Source organism: Mesorhizobium sp. WSM4871, from assembly GCF_055811295.1.
This window is the reverse complement of record NZ_JBVVPU010000015.1, coordinates 136563-155016: the sequence shown is the minus strand read 5'-3', so window position 1 is coordinate 155016 and position 18454 is coordinate 136563. Positions and strand designations below refer to the sequence as shown.

Here is an 18454-nt window from a genome sequence, read left to right as displayed (position 1 = left end):
CCATGCTGAAGTTGCATGAAAAATCCCGGGATGACACCGTGGCGCTGATGGCCGATATCGGCCGCAAGGCGCGCGCTGCTGCCCGACCGCTGGCCATCGCTGCGACCGCCGCCAAGAACGCGGCGCTTGTCGCCATGGCGGAGGCGCTTGTCGCCCGGGAGCAGGACATTCTCGACGCCAATGCCATCGACATCTCGAATGGCCACGAGTCGGGGCTGTCCGCCTCCTTCATGGATCGTCTGAAGCTCGATCCGGCGCGCATCCGCGCCATGGCCGACGGCATCCGCGAGATTGCGGAACTCAAGGATCCGGTCGGCGACGTCATCGCCGCATGGGAGCGGCCGAACGGCTTGCATATCGAGCGCGTACGCACGCCGCTCGGCGTCGTCGGCGTCATCTATGAGAGCCGGCCGAACGTGACGGCGGATGCCGGGGCGCTCTGCCTCAAGGCCGGCAATCCGGTGATCCTGCGCGGCGGTTCGGATTCGCTCAATTCCTCCGCGGCGATCCATGCCTGCCTGGTCGAGGGGCTGAAGGCCGCCGGCCTGCCGCAGGACGCCATCCAGCTGGTGCCGACCACCGACCGCGCCGCCGTCGGCGAAATGTTGAAAGGCCTCGGCGGCAATCTCGACGTGATCATTCCGCGCGGCGGCAAGAGCCTGGTCGGGCGGGTGCAAAGCGAGGCGCGGGTGCCGGTCTTTGCCCATCTCGAAGGCATCTGCCATCTCTATATCGACCGTTCGGCCGATCTCGACATGGCAATCAAGATCGCGGTCAACGCCAAGATGCGGCGCACCGGCGTCTGCGGCGCCGCCGAAACGCTTCTGGTCGATCGTGCCGTCGCGACAACCCATCTGGTGCCGATCCTCGACGCGCTGCGCGCGGCAGGATGTGAAATCCATGCCGATGCCGAAGTGCTGAAGCTGTTTTTCGATGCCCGTCCCGCCACCGACGCCGATTGGGTGACCGAATATCTCGACGCCATCATCGCGGTGAAGCTGGTCGACGGCGTTGCCGGCGCGATCGCGCATATCGAGACATTCTCCTCCCACCACACCGAGGCGATCGTCGCCGAGGACGCGAATGCCGTCGAAAAATTCTTCAACGAGATCGATTCGGCGATCCTGCTGCACAATGCCTCGACGCAATTCGCCGATGGCGGCGAGTTCGGCATGGGCGCCGAGATCGGCATCGCCACCGGCAAGATGCATGCGCGCGGGCCGGTCGGCGTCGAGCAACTGACGTCGTTCAAATACCGCGTGCGCGGATCTGGACAGGTGCGGCCTTGACGCTTTTCGTCGCTAGAGCCTGAGGCGTTGCGCGCGTCGACCCCCCTCTGCCCTGCCGGGCATCTCCCCCTCAAGGGGGGAGATTGGCTGTCATCTCCGCTTTCTCCAATTGTCAGCCTCGCAGAATTTGCGCCTGCGACGAAGCTGCTAATCTCCCCCCTTGAGGGGGAGATGCCCGGCAGGGCAGAGGGGGGTGCCTAGCACCATGCTGTCGTCCCCTCAGCCCGCCGTCTCCTCCCACTACCTCAAGATGCCGCATGCCGAAAAAGGCCTGGCTGTCGGCCTGTTCGGCGGTTCGTTCAATCCGCCGCATGCCGGTCATGCGCTGGTCGCCGAGATCGCGCTGAGGCGGCTGGCGCTCGACCAGTTGTGGTGGATGGTGACGCCCGGCAATCCGCTCAAGAACACGGGGGAACTGGCGCCGCTGACGGAGCGGCTCAGCCTGTCCGAGCAGATCGCCAGGAACCCGAAGATCAAGGTTACTGCTTTCGAGGCCGCGCATCATGTCCGCTTCACCGCCGACACGCTGGCGCTGGTCAAGGCGCGCAATCCCGGCGTCGACTTCGTCTGGATCATGGGCGCCGACAGCTTGCGCGATTTCCACCGCTGGCAGCGCTGGCGCCAGATCGTGATGACGTTCCCGATCGCGGTGATCGACCGACCGGGCGCGACCTTGTCCTTCCTGTCGTCGGTCGTCGCCAAGACCTTCGATTATGCCCGCGTCGACGAGGGCGATGCGCCGCGTCTCGCCCGGATGAAGGCGCCGGCCTGGACCTTCATCCACGGCCCACGCTCGTCGCTGTCGTCGAGCGCCATCCGCAAGATGGCGAAGGGCTGAACCCACAAGGGGACAAGGCAAGACCGCCGATGTCGCTTTTGCGGCGGTGTTTCGCCGTTGGTTGGGTGATGTTGGATGGGATGACGACACTCGAGCGAAACCAGACCAGACCCGACCCGCGGCAGGGCAGCCCGTCGGCGCCGGCGATAGCCATCGCCAGCGTCATCCTGTCGATGGCGCTGGTCGCGGTCGGCAATGGGCTGATGTTCGCCTATATCCCGGTTCGTCTCGGCGCCGAGCGTTTCGACCCGACGTGGGCCGGGCTGATCATCACCGGCCTTTCGGCGGGCGGCCTCGCCGGCTGCATCCTCACCGGACCGCTGGTGCGGCGCGTTGGCCATGCCCGCGCCTTCATGGTGCTTTCGGCGTTGATCGTGCTGTCCAATGCCGCCGTCGGGGCCGGAACGATCCCGCTGCTGTGGATCGCGGCGCGTGCGCTATACGGCTTTGCCATATGCGGCCTGTTCATCGTCGCGCAGAGCTGGCTCAACGATGCCGTCGCCAACACCATACGCGGCCGGGTCATGGCGGTATTCTACGTGTCCTATGTCGCCGGGCTCGGCGTCGGTTACGCCGCGCTGGCGGCGGTCGATATCGGGACGGCGCAGGCGCCGCTGATCGGCATCGCCTTCACCGCGCTGTCGATCCTGCCCGTCGGGCTGACCCGGCTCGCCCAGCCGCCGCCGCCGCAGGCAGCATCGGTCGCGCTTGGCCTGGCCTGGCGGATTTCACCGGTGGGCGTCGCCGGCATGCTCGCCGTCGGCGGCCTGTCGATGGCGATTTCGGGTTTCGCGCCGATCCATGCCACGGCCAAGGGCTACAGCCAGGCGGATGTGGCGCTGCTGTTGTCGGCAATGCCGGTGGGAACGCTGATCCTGCAGATTCCGCTCGGCTGGATTTCCGATCGCACCGACCGGCGCTATGTGCTGATCGCCGCCTCGGCGCTGGCCCTGGCGGCGGGCCTGTTCGCGCTCGGCTTCGACGGCGGCGCGCTGGCGGCGCTCGTTGTCATCTACATAGTCTGGGACGGGGCCTCGGAATCGATCTATTCGCTGGCCAGCGCGCATGCCGCCGACCGCGCCAGCAAGGACGACATGGTGGCGCTGTCCAGTTCGCTTCTGTTTGCGTGGTCGCTGGCGGGTTTCATCGTTCCCGGCATCGTGACCGGGCTTTCGGTGATCTATGGCACGCAGACCTTCATCTATGTGGCCATCGTGATCGCCGCTGCCTTCTGCCTGTTCGTGCTGTGGCGGGTGACGACGACGCGGGCCGTTCCAGCCACTGAGACCGGCAATTTCGCGCCGATGAGCGCGCAAGCGCCGCTGCCGGTGGAACTGGCCTTCGCGCCGGAGGAACAGCGCGGCCGCTCCGAGCATTGACATTTCAGCTTACTGCCTTGTTGTAGCCGAGGCTTCCTGTCGCGGCGCTTCGGGCGGCGGCGCCGGGACCGAAATGCCTTCGGCGTCGAAGGCCTGCTTGGCGCGTTTGGTGAGGTCGATCTGGGTGGCGAAGAAGTCGGCGGCCGTGGTCCAGTAGCGCAAGGTGATGGCGACGGTGCTGTCGCCGACGGTGGCGACGAAGGCGATCGGGGCCGGTTCTCGCCGGACGCGCCGCTCGGCGGCGGCGACGCCGAGCATGGTTTTTTGTGCGAGATCGATATCGTTCCACGAGCCGATGGTCAGTGTGATGTCGCCGCGACGGACGCCGTTGCGCGAATAGTTGCGAACCGGCTGGTTCCACAATGTCGAATTGGGGGCGAGGATATAGACGCCGTCAGCCGTCCGCAGCCGGGTGGCGAACAGCCCGATCTCCTCGATGGTCCCGGAAATGGCGCCGACCTCGACATATTCGCCGATGCGCAGTGGCCGCAGCGCGAGCAGCATGATGCCGGCGGCGATATTTTGCAGCGTGCCCTGCAGCGCCAGGCCGATTGCCAGGCCAATGGCGCCGATGGCGGCAATGATCGAGGCGGTCTGCACGCCGAACTGGCCGAGCACCATGATGACGACGAGGACCAGGATGGCGTAGCGGACGATCTTCGAGAAGAAATGGCGCAGTGTCGCGTCGAAGCCGTGGATATGACCAAGGCCGGCGAAGATCGAGCGCTCGGCGAGGCCGGCGGCGATATAGCCGACGACCAGCAGGATGACGGCGCCGATGGCTGAGAAGGAGTAGGAGACGATCAGCGTGCTGAGCTGCGCAAGGCCTGCTTGCACGGTGAGGACGGCATTCTGCGGGTCGATCGGCATGGGGGGAAAATCCGGTTGGTCGATGCGCCGATAACCCCTGCAAAGCGCCAGGGGTTCCGATATTTCTCGAGGGCTGGAACTGCTGGGCAGGCAAAGCGTTTGGCGACAGCGGAGGCTGCCGTCTTGAAACTGCAACGGAACTCTGCCTATTTAAGCGGTGTCACCTGATTTCACGGGTGATTTGGTTGTTCTTGCTGCGAAAGGAAATACACTGAGAACAGCACTGCGGAAGAGGGCCGATATCGTGCCTTCGCCGGCCGGGATCAGCGTAAACGACGCCGTGTCCCGCGCCATCAAGACAGTCCTTGCCAGTCTGGAAGACTCCAAGGCCGAAAACATCGTCTCAATCGACATCCAGGGAAAATCGAGCCTCGGCGACTATATGGTCGTCGCATCCGGCCGATCGCACCGTCATGTCTCGGCAGTCGCCGATCATCTCCTCAAGGCGCTCAAGGATGCCGGGCTCGGCACGGCGCGCGTCGAGGGGCTGGCAGGCGCCGACTGGGTCCTGATCGATTCGGGCGACATCATCGTCCATGTCTTCCGTCCCGAAGTCCGCGACTTCTACAATCTCGAAAAGATGTGGCAGGCGCCGGACCTCGAGGAAGAGACCTTGCACTGAGCCGTATTTGTCTTGATCCATGTCTTGTGCCAAGCCGGCGTGCACTTTCGGTAGAGCCCGAAGGCACGCTTTAGGCGACATGCATCAGCGGCTCCTTGAGGTAGGATGAAGATATCAGTTCATGCCGTGGGCCGAATGAAAGCCGGCCCCGAGAAGCAGCTCGCCGACCGCTATTTCGAGCGCTTCGCCAAAAGCGGCCCCACTGTGGGGCTCGAATTTGCCGGCATTGCCGAGATCGCGGAAGGCCGCGCTCAGACCGCCACCGAGCGGCGGCGCGAGGAAGGCCAGAGGTTGCAGACATATTTGCAGCCGAGCGTCGCGCTGCTGCTGCTCGACGAGCGCGGCAGCAATTTTTCCTCCGAGGATTTCGCCGGCCGCATCGGCCTGCTGCGCGATGGCGGGCGCAAGGCGCTGGTCATCGCCATCGGCGGCGCCGACGGCCACGACCAGTCATTGCGCGACCAGGCCGAGCTGGTGGTGTCGTTCGGGTCGCTGACCTGGCCGCACCAATTGGTCCGCGTGATGCTGGGCGAGCAGCTTTACCGGACGGCCACGATTCTGTCCGGGCATCCCTATCACCGGTCGTGAGTTTCCATCCCCGTCCATGACCGGCTTTAGTCGAAACCGGTGGCGAGCCGATGGATGCTGCGTGCCGCCCGGATTTCCGCCCCAATGCAGCGGCAAGTTGTGTGCCGCTGGCAGGCCTGTCGAACATGGTTGATTGTTCGTTAACGAAGCCACGCATAGAGTCGGGCTTCAATGTCTGAAATTGGACGATCGAGAGCGAGCATTCTGCACGGCTGCGGCATTGCGGCGGTGGCGTTCGTGCTGTCGCTCAGTGCCGCCGGGGCCGAGAACACGCTCGACCCGGCGCCCGATCCGGACAAAAGCCGGGCCGAATACGAACAGGTGTCGAAGGATATCACGCTGTCGTCCGAGCGGCTGGCCAAGCTCGCCGCCGACATAGCGACGATCAAGAAAGATCATGCCTCGATCACCGCGGCGCTGATCCAGTCGGCGATGACCGAGCAGAAGCTTGGCCAGGATATCGAGGACATCGGCGCCAAGCTGGAAGGGCTGAAAGGCGAGGAGCAGAAGATCCGCGCCTCGCTGGCCGCTAGACGCGACGTCCTGGCCGAGGTGCTGGGCGCATTGCAGCGCATGGGGCTCAATCCGCCGCCGGCGATTCTGGTCAAGCCGGAGGACGCGCTGTCGTCGGTGCGCAGCGCCATCCTGCTTGGCGCCGTGGTGCCGGAATTGCGCCAGCAGACCGAGATCCTGCTGGCCGACCTCAAGGAGCAATCGCGGGTGACGGCCTCGATCGAGGCGGAGCGGGCACGGTTGACGGCGGCCGTCGGCGAGCAAACGGCGGAAAAGAAGCGGCTAAGCATGCTGCTCGAAGCCAAGCAGAAGCTCGAGGCCGACACGCAAACGGCGCTGGCCGCCGAAAAGCAGCGATCCCAGGCACTTGCGGCCAAGGCCGGCAGCCTGAAGGAACTGATCGCGTCGCTCGAGGCCGACAAGGCGCGCAAGGCGGCGAACGCAGCCAAGGCGGGCGAGCAGAAGTCCGCCGACGCCGACAAGGTCCCGGCAGAGCCGGAACTGGCGTCCCTGCCGGTGCCGGAAGCCAACCGGCTCACAGCCGCAGCGCCGTTTGCTGCGCTCCAGGGGCAGATCGCGCTGCCGGTCATCGGCAAGATCAAGCGGCGTTACGGCGCCGATGACGGTAACGGCGCGGTGATGCTGGGCGACATGGTTGCGACACAATCGGGAGCCATCGTCACAGCGCCGGCGGACGGAAATGTGCTTTATGCGGGACCTTTTCGCTCCTATGGTCAACTCTTGATCCTGAACGCAGGTGACGGCTATCATGTCGTTCTGGCGGGGATGAGCAGAATCAGCGTCGCGTCTGGCCAGTCGGTGCTCGCAGGAGAGCCGGTCGGTGCGATGGGGGAGGCCCGGGTGGCAAGCACCTCGGCCTCGAAGAATGGAAATGCCACGCCGGAGCTCTATGTCGAGTTCCGCAAGGATGGAAAACCCGTCGATCCGACCCCATGGTGGGCGGACCGTTTGTCTGGAAGGACGTGAGATGATGCGGAAACTGTCGCTTCTGTTTGCCGGTGCGCTGATGGGCGCATCCGCGATGAGCCTGGTCTATGGTGCGCCAAGCTCGACGGCGAACGCTGCGGGCTCCGAGACCTACAAGCAACTGGCGATCTTCGGTGACATCTTCGAGCGGGTGCGGGCGCAATATGTGACGCCACCCGACGACAAGTCGCTGGTCGAGAACGCCATCAACGGCATGTTGACCTCGCTCGACCCGCACTCTTCCTACATGAATTCCGAAGAAGCGCAGGACATGCGCGTGCAGACCAAGGGCGAGTTCGGCGGCCTCGGCATCGAGGTCACCATGGAGAACGACCTGGTCAAGGTGATCACGCCGATCGACGACACACCTGCCGCCAAGGCGGGCGTGCTGGCCGGCGACTACATTGCCAAGATCGATGGCGACGAGGTTCGCGGCCTGACCCTCAACGACGCGGTCGAGAAGATGCGTGGGCCGGTCAACACGCCGATCAAGCTCACCATCCTGCGCCAGGGCGCCGACAAGCCGATCGAGCTGACGGTGGTGCGCGACATCATCAAGGTCAAGGCGGTCAAGTTCCGGGTCGAGAACGACATCGGCTACATGAAGATCACTTCCTTCACCGAAAAAACGTACGACGACCTCGAGAACGCCATCGAGACCATCAAGAAGCAGGTGCCGAACGACAAGCTCAAGGGCTATGTGCTCGATCTCAGGCTCAATCCGGGTGGCCTGCTCGACCAGGCGGTGAGCGTGTCCGACGCCTTCCTCGACCGCGGCGAGATCGTCTCGACGCGGGGCCGCGACCCGAAGGACGTCACCCGCTTCGATGCCCGGCCGGGCGACGACATCGGCGGCAAGCCGCTGATCGTGCTCGTCAATGGCGGCTCGGCCAGTGCGTCCGAAATCGTCGCAGGTGCGCTGCAGGATCTGCGTCGCGCCACGGTGGTCGGCACGCAATCCTTCGGCAAGGGCTCGGTCCAGACCATCATTCCGCTGGGCGAGAACGGCGCGCTGCGCCTGACGACGGCGCTCTATTATACGCCGTCGGGCAAGTCGATCCAGGGCAAGGGCATCACGCCCGACATCAAGGTCGACCAGCCGCTGCCGCCGGAACTGCAGGGCAGGGACCTGACGCGCGGCGAATCGGACCTCAAGGGTCATATCAAGGGCGCCGACGAAAGCACGACCGGTTCGGGCTCGGCAGCCTATGTGCCGCCGGAGCCGAAGGACGACCTGCAGCTCATCTATGCCGAGCAGCTTCTGCGCGGCGAAAAGACCGATCCGGCGTTCCCGCCGAATCCGGACAAGGCTGTATTGAACCAGTAGGGTCCGTGTTGAACCAGTAAAGGTCGATCGGCCGGGCAAACAGCTATGGCCGCCTGATCGAAGCGATGCGATGCTGCCGGGGCCGCAAGGCTCCGGCAGTTTGATTCGGGGCACCGCGGCTGGAGCGCGCCATACGTCTGAGTAATGCGCCAGCGATGTGGATTTTCGCGCGGGATCTCACACGAAAAGTGAGTTTCACTTTTCGGATCACGCGCTTGGGGATGCGGCTTGGCTGACATCGGCAAGGATATCGAACGCCCGCTCGGACTGGCCGTCCGGCCGACACGCGCGGCCGGCAGCAGGATCAGCGCCCGCGCGGTCGCGGCCGCGCTCGTCGTGCTGGCCGTGATCGGCGTCTCCGGCGCTATCGCGCTGCGCGACAAGCCGTTTCGAAAGCCGGAGGTCGTTGCGGTTTCAACGCCGAAGGTGACGACCGCCGCCGCGCCGGCCACCGAGCCAGCGGCGGCGCCGAAAGCGGAAGCAGCCCCTAAAACCGGCGGCCCGCAGATCATCCATGTCGAGACCGAAGAGGGCGATGCTCCTCCTAAAGCTGCGATTGTCATTCGCGACCCTTCGGCCATCGGCCAGAACCTGAAGATCGCCCATCTTCCCGACCGGGCACTGATCGAAGCCAGCGATACCGGCCCGTTGCCGGTCCGTGCCGCCGATGGCAGGCGGCCGTTCGATGTCTATGCGCGGCCGTGGTCCGGCGCGCGCGGCGCGCGCGTGGCGATCGTTATCGGCGGGCTCGCCGTGTCGCAGACCGGCACGCAGGCGGCCATCGCCAAGCTGCCGGCAGAGGTGACGCTGGCGTTCGCGCCGCAAGGCAACAGCATCGGCCGCTGGATGCAGGCGGCGCGGCAAAGCGGCCATGAGATCGTCATGCAGGTGCCGCTCGAGCCGTTCGATTATCCCAACGTCAATCCCGGCCGCAACACGCTGACGATCGCGGCGAGCCCGGACGAGAATTTGAAGAGCCTGCGCTGGGCGTTGTCGCGGACGACCAACTATACCGGCGTGATGAACTATATGGGCGCGCGCTTTTCTGCCGACGCGACGGCGATGGGTCCGTTCATGGCCGAGCTCGGCAAGCGCGGCCTGGCCTATGTCGACGATGGTTCCTCGGCACGCAGCCTCGCCTCCGAACTGGCGCTGAAGGACGGCGTGCCGTTCGTGGCGGGCGACACGGCGATCGACGCAGTGCAGGACCGCGGCGCCATCCTCAAGAAGCTGGACCAACTCGAAGCTACGGCCCGCGCCAAGGGCTCCGCAGTCGGCATCGGCTCGGCCTTCGGCCTGACGGTCGACACGGTGGCGTCCTGGGTGATCGAGGCCAGGAAGCGCGGCATCGAGATCGTGCCGATTTCGGCAGTGGCGATCGATCCGCAAAAAGGTTGAGCATGGCGAAGGCAAAGAAGATCGATCCCGAGACGCTGCCCTATCGCCCCTGCGTCGGGCTGATGATCCTGAATTCCGCGGGTCTGGTGTGGGTCGGCCATCGCATTGCCGAACCGGACAGCGAATTTGCCGGCGCGACGCAGCTCTGGCAGATGCCGCAAGGCGGCATCGACAAGGGCGAGGAGCCGCTACAGGCGGCGGAGCGGGAACTGTATGAAGAGACCGGCATGCGCTCGGTCTCGCTGCTGGCGGAGGCGCCGCACTGGATTAATTACGACCTGCCGGCGCATCTGGTCGGCGTTGCCTTCAAGGGCCGATATCGCGGCCAGACGCAAAAGTGGTTTGCCTTCCGTTTCCATGGCGACGCAAGCGAGATCCAGATCAATCCACCGCCGGGCGGCCACACCGCCGAGTTCGACAAATGGGCGTGGCGGCCGATGCCGGACTTGCCCGACCTGATCGTGCCGTTCAAGCGCAGGGTTTATGAGGATGTGGTGACGGCATTCCGGCACCTGGTCGTGTAGCTGCCTGCGATCTGCCGAGCCAGCGATGGTTGCTGCATCGCCATCATGGTCTTATTGATGGCCAGTCCGCAGCGAGAAGGTCGCCATGAACGACGTCCTCAAAAAATCCGTTCCGGAAGGCGCCGCCGCCGAAGGCGGCAATGTCGGCGAGACGGCGGCTGGCGCGATCCTGACGATCGATCTCGGAGCGATCCGCGAGAACTACCGGCGGCTGAAGGCGCGGCTCGGCGGCGCTCGCTGTGCAGGGGTCGTCAAGGCCGACGGTTACGGGCTCGGCGCGGCGCAAGTGGCGGCAGCGCTGGCCAGGGAAGGCTGCGACATATTCTTTGTCGCACTTCTGAGCGAAGGGATCTCCCTGCGCCGCGTGCTGGGCCCGGTGCCCGCCATCCATGTGCTGAACGGCATAGCGCCCGGCGCGGAAGGGGAGGCGGAGGCAGCCGGACTCATCGCCGTCATCAATAGCGTGGAGCAACTGGCGGCCTGGCGCACGGCTGCCCGCCGCGCCGGCCGGAAATTGCCCGTGGCGATCCAGGTCGACAGCGGCATGTCGCGGCTCGGCATGGCAGCAGTGGAAGTTGAGGCCGTCGCCGGGGATCCATGGGCTTTCGACGGTATCGACGTGACCTTGGTGATGAGCCATCTGGCTTGCGCCGACGAGCCAGCGCAGCCGGCCAACGAGCGGCAGCGGCTGGAATTCGAGCGGCTGCGCAAGATACTGCCGAAGGCGCCGGCTTCGCTCGCCAACTCATCCGGCATCTTTCTTGGACCGCGCTTTCTCTATGATCTCGCCCGTCCCGGTGCGGCGCTCTACGGCATCAATCCGACGCCGGCCGAACCGAACCCGCTGCTGCCGGTGGTCCGGTTGGAGGCCAAGGTCATCCAGACGCGAATGCTGGAGGCCGGCGCCGGTGTCGGCTATGGCCATACTTTCCATACGCCGATTCCGCTGGCTGCCGCGACGATCTCATTCGGCTATGCCGACGGCTGGCATCGACGCGCCGCCTCAGCCGCCTGGTTCGAAGGCGTGCGACTGCCCTTCGTCGGACGCGTGTCGATGGATTCGATCATCCTCGACATTTCGGCGCTGCCGCCCGGCAGGCTGAAGGCGGGCGATCTCGTCGAACTGATCGGGCCATCGCAGACGGTGGACCAGGCGGCCGGCCATGCCGGCACCATCGGCTACGAAATCCTGACCAGCCTCGGCCATCGCTTTCACCGGCGCTACGTGAACGGTTAGACAAGCCACCCTCTTGGCGGGCGCGGTAAAATCCGGCAGACAGAACATGATGATGGCCCGCGCCTCAAACCCGGACAGAATGTCGTTGCGGAGAGTTATGCGATGAAGATCTTCGTGCTGGGCGGTGGCGTGATAGGGGTCACAACTGCCTATTTTCTGGCCGAGGCCGGCCATCAGGTGACGGTGATCGACCGCCAGAAAGGCCCGGCGCTGGAAACCAGCTTCGCCAATGCCGGCGAGATCTCGCCGGGCTACGCCTCGCCATGGGCCGGCCCCGGCGTTCCGCTGAAGGCGGTCAAATGGCTCTTGATGAAGCACGGTCCGCTGGTGGTGCGGCCGACGCTCGACCCGTATATGTGGATATGGCTGGTCAAGATGCTGCGCAACTGCACCACCGAACGCTATGCGCTGAACAAGGCGCGCATGGTGCCGCTGGCGGAATATAGCCGCGATACGCTGAAGGCGCTGCGCGAGGCGACCGGCATCGCCTATGACGAGCGCGCCAAGGGGACGCTGCAACTGTTCCGCACGCAACAGCAGCTCGACGGCACATCAGGCGATGTCGAAGTGCTGAAGAGCTACGGCGTTCCCTACGAGATACTCGATCCCGACGGCTGCATCGCGGCCGAGCCGGGGTTGGCGGGGGTACGCGAAAAATTCGTCGGCGGCCTGCGGTTGCCCGGCGACGAAACCGGCGACTGCAAGATGTTCACCGATCGTCTGGCCGAGCTCTGCGCGGCACGCGGCGTCACCTTCGAATACGACGTCTTGATCAGGCGCATCATCAGGAACCGCAACCGCATCGCCAACATCAACACAAGCAAGGGCTGGAAGGCCGCGGACGCCTATGTGATGGCGATGGGCAGCTATTCGGCCAGGTTCATGCGCATGCTGAGGCGGCCGATCCCGGTCTACCCGGTCAAGGGTTATTCGATCACAGTGCCGGTCAAGGACGCCGCCGCCGCGCCGGTGTCGACGGTGATGGACGAAACCTACAAGGTGGCGATCACCAGGCTCGGCGACCGCATCAGGGTCGGCGGCACGGCTGAAATTTCCGGCTTCGACCTCGAACTGCATGAATCGCGGCGGCGCACGCTCGAACACTCGGTCGGTGACCTTTTTCCAGGTAGCGGCGACATGCGCGCGGCAACCTTCTGGTGCGGGCTGCGGCCGATGACACCGGACGGGCCGCCGCTGATCGGCCGCACCGAGTTTTCCAACCTCTATCTTAACACCGGCCACGGCACGCTCGGCTGGACCATGGCCTGCGGCTCGGCCAAGGTGCTGGCCGACATCGTCTCCAGCCGCGTGCCCGACATCAATGTGCGCGATCTCGGGCCAGAGCGGTATTTGAAGTAGGCGAGGCTAGAAAGCTTCCTTCACCCAGCCGCCCGAGAACAGCAGCCGGTAGGCCCAGGGCACCGTCACATTGGTGGCGACCGGGTTCGAATGGGCGACATAGTCGTCATAGATAGGCTTCATCCTGGCGTAGAAGGCGGGGTCGAGCACCATCATGCCGTTCTCGGAATCGTGGAAGAAGCTGCGGTTGTTGAGGTTGACCGACGAGATCGTCACCAGCCTTTTATCGATCATCATGATCTTGGAATGCAGCACGACGTCAGGCGCCTTGAACTCGCGGATGTCGATGCGGTCGCCATATTTCTCGACGAACAGCTTGTTGAGCGCGGTGAGGAACTTGCCGCCTATATCGCCCTTGAGGTCGATGCGGCCGATAATGTCGATCCTGACGCCGCGCGCCAGCGCCCGGTCGAAGGCTTGAGCCAGGCTCGGCGTCAGATTGAGATAGGGATTGACGATCTCGATGTGGTGTTGGGCCGCGTCGATCAGTTCGACAAAGTAGCTCTCCAGCGCGTGGCCGTCGGCATAGGGCACGGAGATGAAATGCCGCGCCGTGCCAGGCGGACGCCGGCCATCCGAACGGACCGGAATGGAGAAGGGTCGCGAAATGTTGGTATCGGCGTCACGCAGCCACAGCGTCGACAGATGCGCGGCGAGCGTCTCGACCGTGGTCCGGTCCGATATCTCGATGTCGAAGTCGCTCCAGTTCGAATAGTAGTTCAGCGACAGCCCGTCGGTCTTGCCATATTGCTGGAGATCGGGATAGCGCGACAGGTCGACCGGCTTGTGGAACAGGAAGCCGTCATGGATGTTGCGGCCGCCGATGATAGCACGCGAGCGGCGGGGATCCTCGGCCAGCGTCGCCAGCATCTTGACGTGATGGGTCTTGTGCAGCTGTGACAGCTGTTCGTCGATCGGCGCGCCATGGTCGGCTCGCCAGCGGTACTCCTGCAATTCGACGTTGGGAAACTCGGCGGCCAGCCGGTGCAGCATGGCGTCGTCCTTGTCGCGCTCCAGCACGTCGGTCACCATGATGCGCACCTTGGCGCCAAGCGCTGCGTGGTGGCGGATCAGCCGCTCGATGATGCGGCCGGAAAAGTCCGCCTTGAACTCCAGCGACGACAAATAGATCAGCTTGAGTTTTGGCGCGTGGGAGAAATCGAGCGGCAGTTCGGGATCGCCCTTGTCGAATGCGCTGTCGGGGAGCGGCACGCCCAGCAGCGCTTCGACCTTGGCATTGAAGCCGTCGCGCGACTTGCGCAGCAGGCGCGGCTTCCCGGGTGTCAGCGTGCAGGTCTGCGACAGCCAGCGGCTGGCGTAGAAGGCGCGCTCGAGCGCATCGAGGCCGGCCGGATCTGGAAGGGGACAACGCTCATAGCGGCTGTCCAGGGCAGCGAGCGCCGGATCGGCGACCTCTTCGCGCAAGATGGCGAGCGGAGCTCCAGCCGGGGCCAGGCTGGAGCTGATATCGAGATCGCAACGGTTCAGGGCCTCGCTTGGAAACAGGCTGGTCGAGGTGTCGGCGCTCGTAAGATGGATGCGAAACGCCGCACCTGCCGGAACGCTGCGTGTGCTGCCGGCCTGCCGGACCGCCAGCATGCCGTCGCAGGCGCTGCCGATGTCGACCGGCTCGCTGCCCGCCTGGCGCAGCAAGATCTCGACCGAGCGTGCTTGTACGCCGGAAAAGCTGAATGTCTTGGCCCCGGACGGACGCGCCGCCGCGTCGATATAAAGCGTCTGCCGCGACACCCGCCAGCGCCCGTCGAAACGGCTCTCGCCCTTTCTTCCGTTCGACGGCGGCACCTGGCCCGTGGCGATCGGCTTGGCCAGTCGTTTCAGCGTCCGGTAGGTTGCCTGGAAATCGGTGTTGGCAATGTCGTGGCGGTCATGGCCGAAAGGGCCGGTGCCGTTCGCCCGGTCCATCGCACCGAGCTGGTGGTGGGCGAGCAGCGCCAGGAAGCGTTTCTCGTAGTCGTTTGCGTCCGCGTCGCCGAAAAACCGGGCCGCTGCAACCTTCGCACTCGATGCCGTGGCCGACAGCGAGGGACGAGCGCAGGCGCTTTCGCCGGAAAAGACATCGCAGCTGCCGACGGACCGGCCGGCGCAGCCAGCAAGAGCGGCCAGCGCCAGCGCCATAGATCCGGCGCGTCGCAGGCTCACCCGGTCGCTCCGTTCATCGCCTTCAGTTGAGCGGGATCGCGCGGCGGCATGAACCCTTGCGGGAAGACCTTGCAGACGGGAAGCGCGAAGGTGGCGATCAAAAGTTCCGCCTGCCTGCGCATCTTTGGCGGCGCCATCTCGTCGTCGCGGATCGCCTTCGCCGAGGCGACCAGAGCGCCGTCGCAGTCGCAGTGGTTGCGGCGGGCTATGTAGCAGGCATCATGGATCTGGCAAGCGGCGTCGAGGCGGTCCACCGGCCGGACCGACAAATCGCCGGTGCGGGTGCCGGGACCGCAGTAATTGCCGAAGACAAAGGGCGAGGGACGCGCCATGGCATAGCGGACCGGCTTGGGCAGCTCCGCTTCCGGTACCTTCGTCCATGGGTTGGCGCAGGCGGAAAGCGCCAGCAGGAGGATTGCAAGAACGGCTCGCATGTCTACCCGCGCAACTTTCCCCAGAAACGCCTTGTCCGGCGCGGCGGCACAACAAGACGTCGGCAACAGCGCATCGCCACACTCGCCGACTTTATGGCGAGGAAAAGGCGCGGTTGCTTTGATGCATGTCGTTGTCCCGAAACCGTTGCCACTTTTGGACAACATGCATCACGCGAACAATCCCCGTTCCTTCTCCACTGCCCTGGTGATGAAGCTGGCGACGATCTGCACGCGCCGCAGCGGCCTCACCGATTCGTGATAGACCAGCCAGTAGGCGCGGCGGATGGGCGCGACGATGTCGACGGGCACCAGTTCCGGCATCGAGCGGGCGACGAAGGTGTGCAGGATGCCGATGCCTGCGCCGGAACGCACCGCTTCGGCCTGTCCGAGCGCGGAGGAAATGGCGAAGCTGGTGCGCCATTCGGCGCTGAACTCGGCCGCATAGTCTAGCGAGGGGCTGACGATGAGGTCCGGCACATAGCCGATCAGCGTGTGCTGACCGAGTTCGGCGGGCGACCGCGGCAAGCCGTGCGCCTCGCCATAGGCGCGGGACGCGAACAGACCGAGCGTGTAGTCGACCAGCTTTCCAGCCACCAGCCTGCCTTCCGTCGGCCGCTCGACGGTAATGGCGATGTCGGCTTCGCGCCTGGACAGCGAGAACGAGCGCGGCACCGGCACCAGCTGGATGGTGAGTTCGCGGTGCAGGGCCGTCAGCGCGCCGAGATGCCTGGCCAGGAAGGCGACGCCGAAACCGTCCGGCGCGCCGATGCGCACGGTGCCGGAGACATCGTCGCCTTCGCCGGCAAGCGTGGAGCGTGCGGCGATCATGTCGCCCTCCATACGCTCGGCGATTTCGAGGAAGCGTTCGCCCGCTGGCGTCAGCTCACTGCCGGTGGTAAGCCGGCGAAAGAGTTTCGTCCTCAGCGCATCCTCTAGCGCGGCGATGCGGCGCGAGACGGTGGCGTGGTTGAGTTCCAGCCGTCGCGCCGCGCCGAGGATCTGGCCGGCACGCGCCACGGCGAGAAAAATGCGGACGTCATCCCAGTTCATGGGGATGGTCCCGACGAGGATTACGGCAGCGCTCTACGGCACCCCCCTCTGTCCTGCCGGACATCTCCCCCTCAAGGAGGGAGATTGAAAGCTTCGCCGCAGGCGGTTCTCTTGCTGGGGTGAAGATTTGCGAAGGCGGGCGTGACAGCCAATCTCCCCCCTTGAGGGGGAGATGTCCGGCAGGACAGAGGGGGGCGGTGAAGGAACTCAATCTCTCAATCCATGTATCTGCAACCACATCTGCTATTTGCGAGAATTGATGCACAGCCGTCAATTGCTATCTATTTTCTGCACAACGGTTGCGTTCTCCATCGCGTTGCCATCGGCCGCGCAAAGGCGGACAATGACCCATCACAAATCCAGGGAGAGAAACCATGATCGAATACGGTCATTTCATCGGCGGCAAGCGTGTCGCCGGAACCAGCGGCCGCAAGCAGGACGTCATGCAGCCGATGGACGGCTCGGTGCGCGGCACGGTGGCGCTGGCTTCGCAGGCGGAGCTGCGCGCAGCGGTGGAAAATGCCAAGGCGGCGCAGCCCGGCTGGGCGGCGACCAACCCGCAACGGCGCGTGCGCGTCTTGATGAAGTTCCTCGAACTGGTCGCCAGGGACTATGACGAACTGGCCGACATCCTGGCGCGCGAACACGGCAAGACCATCGCCGACGCCAAGGGCGACATCCAGCGTGGCCTCGAAGTGGTCGAGGTCTGCATCGGCGCCCCGCATATGATGAAGGGCGAATTCACCGACGGCGCCGGTCCCGGCATCGACGTCTATTCGATGCGCCAGCCGCTCGGCGTCGTCGCCGGCATCACGCCGTTCAATTTCCCGGCGATGATCCCGCTGTGGAAGATCGCGCCGGCCATCGCCTGCGGCAATGCCTTCATCCTGAAGCCTTCCGAGCGCGATCCGGGCGTGCCGATGCGCATTGCCGAACTGTTCATCGAGGCCGGCCTGCCGGCGGGCATCCTCAACGTCGTCAATGGCGACAAGGACGTGGTCGACGCCATCCTCGACGATCCTGATATCAAGGCCATCGGCTTCGTCGGCTCGACGCCGATCGCTCACTACATCTATTCGCGCGGCACCGCATCGGGCAAGCGCGTGCAGTGTTTCGGCGGCGCCAAGAACCACATGATCATCATGCCCGACGCCGACATGGACCAGACCGTTGACGCGCTGATCGGCGCCGGCTACGGCTCGGCCGGCGAGCGCTGCATGGCGATCTCGGTGGCTGTCCCGGTCGGCAACGACACCGCCAACCGGCTGATGGAAAAGCTGATCCCGCGTGTCGAGAGCCTGAAGGTCGGTCCTTCGACCGATTCCTCGGCCGATTTCGGTCCGCTGGTGACGGCGCAGGCGCTGGAGCGGGTCAAGGGTTATGTCGACACCGGCGTTAGGGAAGGCGCCAAGCTGGTGGTCGACGGCCGCGGCTTCTCGATGCAAGGCTACGAGAAGGGCTACTACATGGGCGGCTGCCTGTTCGACAACGTGACGTCGGACATGCGCATCTACAAGGAAGAGATCTTCGGGCCGGTGCTCTCGGTGGTGCGCGCGCCGACCTATGAGAACGCCATCAGGCTCGCCAACGACCATGAGATGGGCAATGGCGTCGCCATCTTCACCCGCGACGGCGACGCGGCTAGGGACTTCGCCTCGCGAGTCCAGGTCGGCATGGTGGGCGTCAACGTGCCGATCCCGGTGCCGATCGCCTATTACACCTTCGGCGGCTGGAAGGCGTCTTCCTTCGGCGACCTCAATCAGCACGGACCGGACGCGTTCCGCTTCTATACCAAGACCAAGACGGTGACCTCGCGCTGGCCGTCCGGCGTCAAGGACGGTGCCGAATTCGTCATCCCGACGATGAATTAGCCGGACGA

At 64.9% G+C, this 18454-nt stretch carries 16 protein-coding genes; 12 read left to right on the top strand and 4 right to left on the bottom strand.

Annotation, left to right across the window (positions count from 1 at the left end; all coding sequences use genetic code 11):
• Positions 1–2: 2 nt before the first annotated feature.
• The 3 genes from AC0L2H_RS27445 (at position 3) to AC0L2H_RS27435 (ending at position 3506) form a co-directional block, all read left to right on the top strand.
• Complete coding sequence (locus tag AC0L2H_RS27445) at positions 3–1289, top strand: glutamate-5-semialdehyde dehydrogenase (protein WP_473593157.1); 1287 nt, start codon at positions 3–5, stop codon at positions 1287–1289.
• A 205-nt stretch (positions 1290–1494) separates the two neighbouring features.
• Positions 1495–2127, top strand: a complete 633-nt coding sequence (locus tag AC0L2H_RS27440; protein ID WP_473593156.1) for a nicotinate-nucleotide adenylyltransferase — start codon at positions 1495–1497, stop codon at positions 2125–2127.
• 80 nt (positions 2128–2207) lie between these two features.
• The gene (locus tag AC0L2H_RS27435; RefSeq protein WP_473593155.1) at positions 2208–3506 is read left to right on the top strand and encodes an MFS transporter; all 1299 of its coding nucleotides are present in this window, start codon (positions 2208–2210) and stop codon (positions 3504–3506) included.
• Between the two features lie 9 nt (positions 3507–3515).
• Here AC0L2H_RS27435 and AC0L2H_RS27430 read toward each other — a convergent pair whose 3' ends face one another.
• On the bottom strand, positions 3516–4376 hold the full coding sequence (locus AC0L2H_RS27430; protein ID WP_473593154.1) for a mechanosensitive ion channel family protein: 861 nt from the start codon (positions 4374–4376) through the stop codon (positions 3516–3518).
• Between the two features lie 244 nt (positions 4377–4620).
• Here AC0L2H_RS27430 and rsfS point away from each other — a divergent pair, with 244 nt between their 5' ends.
• From rsfS to AC0L2H_RS27390, 8 genes are all read left to right on the top strand, one after another.
• A complete protein-coding gene (gene rsfS, locus AC0L2H_RS27425; RefSeq protein WP_023678068.1) occupies positions 4621–4998 on the top strand; it encodes a ribosome silencing factor in 378 nt (125 codons plus the stop codon).
• A gap of 105 nt (positions 4999–5103) precedes the next feature.
• Positions 5104–5586 (top strand): 23S rRNA (pseudouridine(1915)-N(3))-methyltransferase RlmH, encoded by a 483-nt coding sequence (gene rlmH / locus AC0L2H_RS27420; RefSeq protein WP_473593153.1) that lies wholly within the window; start codon positions 5104–5106, stop codon positions 5584–5586.
• Between the two features lie 171 nt (positions 5587–5757).
• Positions 5758–7086, top strand: a complete 1329-nt coding sequence (locus AC0L2H_RS27415; RefSeq protein WP_473593152.1) for a murein hydrolase activator EnvC family protein — start codon at positions 5758–5760, stop codon at positions 7084–7086.
• Position 7087: 1 nt separating this feature from the next.
• Entirely contained in the window at positions 7088–8413 is a 1326-nt protein-coding gene (locus AC0L2H_RS27410; RefSeq protein WP_473593151.1) for a S41 family peptidase, read from the top strand.
• A 228-nt stretch (positions 8414–8641) separates the two neighbouring features.
• A complete protein-coding gene (locus AC0L2H_RS27405) occupies positions 8642–9811 on the top strand; it encodes a divergent polysaccharide deacetylase family protein (RefSeq protein WP_473593150.1) in 1170 nt (389 codons plus the stop codon).
• A 2-nt stretch (positions 9812–9813) separates the two neighbouring features.
• Positions 9814–10335 (top strand): RNA pyrophosphohydrolase, encoded by a 522-nt coding sequence (locus AC0L2H_RS27400; RefSeq protein WP_473593149.1) that lies wholly within the window; start codon positions 9814–9816, stop codon positions 10333–10335.
• A gap of 85 nt (positions 10336–10420) precedes the next feature.
• Positions 10421–11572: an alanine racemase gene (gene alr, locus AC0L2H_RS27395; RefSeq protein ID WP_473593148.1), complete on the top strand. Its 1152-nt coding sequence runs from the start codon at positions 10421–10423 to the stop codon at positions 11570–11572.
• A 30-nt stretch (positions 11573–11602) separates the two neighbouring features.
• The gene (locus tag AC0L2H_RS27390; protein WP_473593175.1) at positions 11603–12931 is read left to right on the top strand and encodes a D-amino acid dehydrogenase; all 1329 of its coding nucleotides are present in this window, start codon (positions 11603–11605) and stop codon (positions 12929–12931) included.
• Positions 12932–12937: 6 nt separating this feature from the next.
• Here the strand turns inward: AC0L2H_RS27390 and AC0L2H_RS27385 are convergent, their stop codons facing one another.
• From AC0L2H_RS27385 to AC0L2H_RS27375, 3 genes are all read right to left on the bottom strand, one after another.
• The gene (locus tag AC0L2H_RS27385) at positions 12938–15091 is read right to left on the bottom strand and encodes a phospholipase D-like domain-containing protein (protein WP_473593147.1); all 2154 of its coding nucleotides are present in this window, start codon (positions 15089–15091) and stop codon (positions 12938–12940) included.
• Positions 15088–15525, bottom strand: coding sequence for a hypothetical protein (locus AC0L2H_RS27380; RefSeq protein WP_473593146.1), 438 nt, complete (start codon positions 15523–15525; stop codon positions 15088–15090). The genes AC0L2H_RS27385 and AC0L2H_RS27380 overlap by 4 nt, the downstream gene beginning before the upstream one ends.
• A gap of 168 nt (positions 15526–15693) precedes the next feature.
• Positions 15694–16575, bottom strand: coding sequence for a LysR family transcriptional regulator (locus AC0L2H_RS27375; protein WP_473593145.1), 882 nt, complete (start codon positions 16573–16575; stop codon positions 15694–15696).
• 374 nt (positions 16576–16949) lie between these two features.
• Here AC0L2H_RS27375 and AC0L2H_RS27370 point away from each other — a divergent pair, with 374 nt between their 5' ends.
• A complete protein-coding gene (locus AC0L2H_RS27370; RefSeq protein ID WP_473593144.1) occupies positions 16950–18446 on the top strand; it encodes a CoA-acylating methylmalonate-semialdehyde dehydrogenase in 1497 nt (498 codons plus the stop codon).
• Positions 18447–18454 lie beyond the last annotated feature (8 nt).

Bases quoted from the DNA above. Each gene is read 5' to 3' on its own strand.
- AC0L2H_RS27415 (WP_473593152.1), top strand. From the start codon at position 5,758: ATGTCTGAAATTGGACGATCGAGAGCGAGCATTCTGCACGGCTGCGGC.
- AC0L2H_RS27430 (WP_473593154.1), bottom strand. From the start codon at position 4,376: ATGCCGATCGACCCGCAGAATGCCGTCCTCACCGTGCAAGCAGGCCTT.
- rlmH (WP_473593153.1), top strand. From the start codon at position 5,104: ATGAAGATATCAGTTCATGCCGTGGGCCGAATGAAAGCCGGCCCCGAG.
- AC0L2H_RS27400 (WP_473593149.1), top strand. From the start codon at position 9,814: ATGGCGAAGGCAAAGAAGATCGATCCCGAGACGCTGCCCTATCGCCCC.
- AC0L2H_RS27445 (WP_473593157.1), top strand. From the start codon at position 3: ATGCTGAAGTTGCATGAAAAATCCCGGGATGACACCGTGGCGCTGATG.
- AC0L2H_RS27380 (WP_473593146.1), bottom strand. From the start codon at position 15,525: ATGCGAGCCGTTCTTGCAATCCTCCTGCTGGCGCTTTCCGCCTGCGCC.
- AC0L2H_RS27410 (WP_473593151.1), top strand. From the start codon at position 7,088: ATGATGCGGAAACTGTCGCTTCTGTTTGCCGGTGCGCTGATGGGCGCA.
- AC0L2H_RS27375 (WP_473593145.1), bottom strand. From the start codon at position 16,575: ATGAACTGGGATGACGTCCGCATTTTTCTCGCCGTGGCGCGTGCCGGC.
- AC0L2H_RS27370 (WP_473593144.1), top strand. From the start codon at position 16,950: ATGATCGAATACGGTCATTTCATCGGCGGCAAGCGTGTCGCCGGAACC.
- AC0L2H_RS27440 (WP_473593156.1), top strand. From the start codon at position 1,495: ATGCTGTCGTCCCCTCAGCCCGCCGTCTCCTCCCACTACCTCAAGATG.
- AC0L2H_RS27435 (WP_473593155.1), top strand. From the start codon at position 2,208: ATGACGACACTCGAGCGAAACCAGACCAGACCCGACCCGCGGCAGGGC.
- alr (WP_473593148.1), top strand. From the start codon at position 10,421: ATGAACGACGTCCTCAAAAAATCCGTTCCGGAAGGCGCCGCCGCCGAA.